Raw genomic sequence first — 4,030 nt, forward strand, 5'->3', positions numbered from 1 at the left:
CCACCTACACGGCCTCGTTCGACGCCAAGACCGCCACGGTCCGCGACGTCGTCAACGAGATCAACAAGTCGGGCATCGCCACCGCCTTCGTCGACGAGAAGGGCCAGCTCAACGTCAAGGGCACCGGTTCCGACGACGTCGAGTTCGGCTTCGGTACCGCCGCCGTGACCGCTGCCGCTCCGGGCGCTCCCACCGCGACCGAGATCGACACCGCGAACGGCGCCGCGGTCACCGCCGCAGGCACCGGTGGCAGCAACACCGCGATCGGCTTCCTGGCGGCCGACGCCACCGCAGCCGGCGCGATCAAGGGTCAGAGCATCACCTCGGCGGTGCGTTCGAACCTGATCGACCAGTACAACGACCTGCGTGGCAAGATCGACGATCTCGCCAAGGACGCGAGCTTCAACGGCATCAACCTGCTGAAGGGCGACCGTCTGTCGATCCAGTTCAACGAGAAGGCCGGCAAGAACCAGACCAAGCTCGACATCCAGGGTTCGGACGTCACCTCCGACAACCTGGGCATCGTCAAGGCTGGCAACACCACGCTCGCCGGCCAGGTCAACTTCCAGAACGACACGGATCTCGAGAAGGCGACGCAGGCTCTGACCGGCGCCCTCACCTCGCTGAAGTCGCTGTCGTCGACCTTCGGCGCCAACCTCTCGGTGGCGCAGACCCGTCAGGACTTCACCAAGGACATGGCTGACGTGCTGAGCACCGGCTCCGCGAATCTGGTGAACGTCGACGCGAACTCGGAAGCCGCCAGCCTGCTCGCGTTGCAGACCCGTCAGCAGCTCTCGCAGACGGCACTGTCGCTCTCGAACCAGAGCGAGCAGTCGGTCCTGCGTCTGTTCTGATCTTCGGTCCGCAGAAGCGGATCAGCCCGCAGAACGCGGGGCGAAGTCAAAGAGCGGCGGAGCTTCGGCTCCGCCGCTTTTTCCGTTTGGCGGACCGACGGCACCGCAGTGGCTGATTAACCATTTATTATCCCTAACGCCGGATGATCCCCCCTGAAATCAGGTTGCATCGCGCCGGAGTCGCGCGTTCAGGGGACCGAAGATGGCCAGCACGATCCTTTCCAGCGGTGTCCGCAACAACCTGCTGACGCTGCAGCAGACCACGGCCCAGCAGAGCGTCATCCAGAACCGCCTCGCGACCGGCAAGAAGGTCAACTCCGCGATCGACAACCCGGTGAACTACTTCACCGCGCTCTCGCTGAATGACCGCTCCAGCCAGCTCACCGGCCTCCTCGACGGCATCTCGAACGGCATCCAGACCATCCAGGCGGCTTCCAAGGGCATCGACGGCATCACCAAGCTCGTCCAGTCCCTGCAGTCGACCGTCAAGCAGGCGCAGGCCGATGCCGCGCAAAATCGTCCGACCAAGGCCGGCACCGCCCTCGCGACCGCGACCGAAGCGGCGGTGACGAGCAAGAGCCTGAAGGACATCGCCCTCGACAAGCGTGTCGTCGACGACAACGCAGGCACCGCCAATGCGGCCACGGCCACCTATTCGGGCAATGTCGGCGGCCCCGCTCTTGCCGCCGGTGACGAGGCCACGACCTCGATCACCCTGACTTCGGGCACGACTACCTATACTGCCAGCTTCCTCAGCACGAACGCGACTGTCCGCGACGTCGTCAACGAGATCAACAAGTCGGGCATCGCCACCGCCTTCGTCGACGAGAAGGGCCAGCTCAACGTCAAGGGCATCGGTTCCGAGAAGGTCCAGTTCGGTATCGGCACCACGACCTTCACGCCCGCGGCACCGGGCGCACCGACCGCGGCTGAAATCGCAGCGGCAGGTGTGACGGCCATGACCACGGCGACGGGCGCCACCAGTGACAACACCGATTTCGGCTTTGCCCTGACCGACAACAGCGCTGCCGGCACCACGATCGTCGGTACGAGCATCACCTCCGCGGTGCGCTCGAATCTGATCGACCAGTTCAACGACCTGCGCAACAAGATCGACGATCTCGCCAAGGATTCGAGCTTCAACGGCATCAACCTGCTAGCCGGCGACCGCCTGACGATCCAGTTCAACGAGAAGACCGGGAAGAACCAGACCAAGCTCGACATTCAGGGCTCGAACCTGACCTCGGACAACCTCGGCATTCCGAAGGCGATCAACACGCAGCTCACCGGCTTCATCAACTTCCAGAACGATGCCGACCTCGAGAAGGCCACCCAGTCGCTGACCGGTGCGCTGACCTCGTTGAAGTCGCTGGCATCGACCTTCGGGTCGAACCTCTCGGTCGCCCAGACCCGCCAGGACTTCACCAAGGAACTGGCCAACGTCCTCACCACCGGCGCCGGCAATCTCGTGCTGGCCGATCCCAACGAGGAAGGCGCAAGCCTGCTCGCGCTGAACACGCGCCAGCAACTCTCGCAGACCGCGCTGTCGCTGGCGAACCAGGCCGACCAGGGCGTGCTGCGTCTCTTCGGCTGACGTCTCCGGTATCGACCGCCCTTCCCCTCCGCCAGAAGGCAGGACAGACATGGCTCTCAAGGTCGAGCTCAAGCCGCGCGAGCGGATCATCATCGGCCAGGTGGTGATCCGCAACGACGAGCAACGCACGCGCTTCTTCATCGAAGGCGACGCCCCAATCCTGCGCGAGAAAGACATCCTCACGGCCGCGACCGCCGACAGCCCGGCCAGGAAGATCTATTTCGCCGTCCAGCTGATGTATCTGGCCCAGGATCCGACACATCAGCACGAGGTGTTCTTCCAGCTCGTGCGCGATTTCGTCCAGGCCGCGCCCAGCGCCCTGCCGCATGTTCACGAGATCAATAACTGCATCTTAAGCGGCGATCTCTACAAAGCTCTCAAGGCAGCCAAGAAGCTGATCGCCTACGAAGCGGAACTGATCGAGCATGCAAAACGGGTTTAACGCCTACGCCGCCGCTGCCAAGACAGCCCAATCCGTCGTTTCACCCCGCGAGCTCGAAGCCTCCCTCCTGATCAAGGCCGCGACCCGTCTTCAGGCCGTCGCCGACGACTGGACGATCCGTGAGCGCGAGTTCGACGAGGTGCTTACCTATAATCGCAGGCTCTGGACGCTGCTGGTCTCCGCCGTGATCGCCGAAGACAACCCGCTGCCCGTCGGCATCAAGCAGAACATCCTCGGCCTCGCCAATTTCATTTTCAACCACACCTTCAAGCTCGCGGCCGATCCGCAGCCGCAAGGTCTGGGCATCCTGATCAACATCAATCGCGACATCGCTGCGGGCCTCCGCGGGCGCTGAAAGCGCCCCTGCGCCCGCTCCACCGCCCGGAAACAGTAACGCCGCCCCGCAAGGGGCGGCGTTCTCATTTGGCGAATGCTGTTATGCGGGTCAGAGAAAGTTGGTGAGCGACAGCTTCGAGAGCATCGAGGTCACCTGGTAGCTTGCCTGCAACTGCGTCTGCAGGGCGAGGATCTGCGTCGCCACCTCTTCGGTCGTGACGTCCTCGACGCCGGAGAGCGTCGTCGTCAGGTAGCCCTTGGTGTTCTGGTGACGCTCCTTGGCGCTCGCCAGGGCCGTCTGGGCCGAGCCGAGCTCGGTGATGATCTCCGCCGGCTTCTGGGTGCTGCCGCCGAAGCCGAGCTTCTCGCTGACGCGCGCCGTCATCGCCTCGTAGCGGGCCTGCGAGTCGGCGTCTCCGGCAGGGAAATTCTCCGCCGCCATGATCGCGAACTGTGCGAGGCCGACGCGGAACGCCTCCTCATTGGCGCGTGCGCCGGTTCCGACGACCTGCCCCTGGTCGACCTGGACCGTCGAGGTGCCGCGCGCAGGGTCCGCGCCGTCATCACCGCGATACCAGATCACCGTCGTCGCGGCCGCCCCGGCATTGGTCGGCGGCAGGGTCGCGGTGTCGAAGGGCGGGCCCGGCACCCGCTTCGGCGGGCTGTTGAGGCTGCCTGCGAAAAAGTCCTGCGCGGCCACCTGCGAGGACGCCGCGGACAGCGTGGTCCTGGCCTCCTTGCCAAGGGCGGCGCTGATCGAGCTCCGCAGATTCGCCGCCGTCGCATTGGGATCGGCGCCGATCT

The 4,030-nt window shown here is 64.7% G+C and carries 5 protein-coding genes; 4 read left to right on the top strand and 1 reads right to left on the bottom strand.

From position 1 onward, the window contains the following. The 4 genes from ACIPIA_RS11565 to flaF all read left to right on the top strand — a co-directional run. Positions 1 to 854, top strand: an 854-nt coding sequence (locus ACIPIA_RS11565; RefSeq protein ID WP_400509617.1) for a flagellin, incomplete at its 5' end; no start/stop codon positions are given. Between the two features lie 202 nt (positions 855 to 1,056). Beyond that, positions 1,057 to 2,448 (top strand): flagellin N-terminal helical domain-containing protein, encoded by a 1,392-nt coding sequence (locus ACIPIA_RS11570; RefSeq protein WP_400509618.1) that lies wholly within the window; start codon positions 1,057 to 1,059, stop codon positions 2,446 to 2,448. Positions 2,449 to 2,497: 49 nt separating this feature from the next. After that, complete coding sequence (gene flbT, locus ACIPIA_RS11575) at positions 2,498 to 2,890, top strand: flagellar biosynthesis repressor FlbT (protein ID WP_400509620.1); 393 nt, start codon at positions 2,498 to 2,500, stop codon at positions 2,888 to 2,890. Further along, positions 2,874 to 3,245: a flagellar biosynthesis regulator FlaF gene (flaF, locus tag ACIPIA_RS11580; protein WP_400509622.1), complete on the top strand. Its 372-nt coding sequence runs from the start codon at positions 2,874 to 2,876 to the stop codon at positions 3,243 to 3,245. The genes flbT and flaF overlap by 17 nt, the downstream gene beginning before the upstream one ends. Before the next feature lie 90 nt (positions 3,246 to 3,335). Here flaF and ACIPIA_RS11585 read toward each other — a convergent pair. Then, positions 3,336 to 4,030: flagellin (locus tag ACIPIA_RS11585; protein ID WP_400509624.1), on the bottom strand; the 695-nt coding region annotated here is incomplete at its 5' end.

The sequence above is a fragment of the Allobosea sp. CER48 genome (genome assembly GCF_044752385.1).
In the GTDB taxonomy this organism is placed as follows: Bacteria; Pseudomonadota; Alphaproteobacteria; order Rhizobiales; family Beijerinckiaceae; genus Allobosea.

Coding starts and splice junctions, on each gene's coding strand:
- ACIPIA_RS11570 (WP_400509618.1), top strand. CDS start 1,057: ATGGCCAGCACGATCCTTTCCAGCGGTGTCCGCAACAACCTGCTGACG.
- flbT (WP_400509620.1), top strand. CDS start 2,498: ATGGCTCTCAAGGTCGAGCTCAAGCCGCGCGAGCGGATCATCATCGGC.
- flaF (WP_400509622.1), top strand. CDS start 2,874: ATGCAAAACGGGTTTAACGCCTACGCCGCCGCTGCCAAGACAGCCCAA.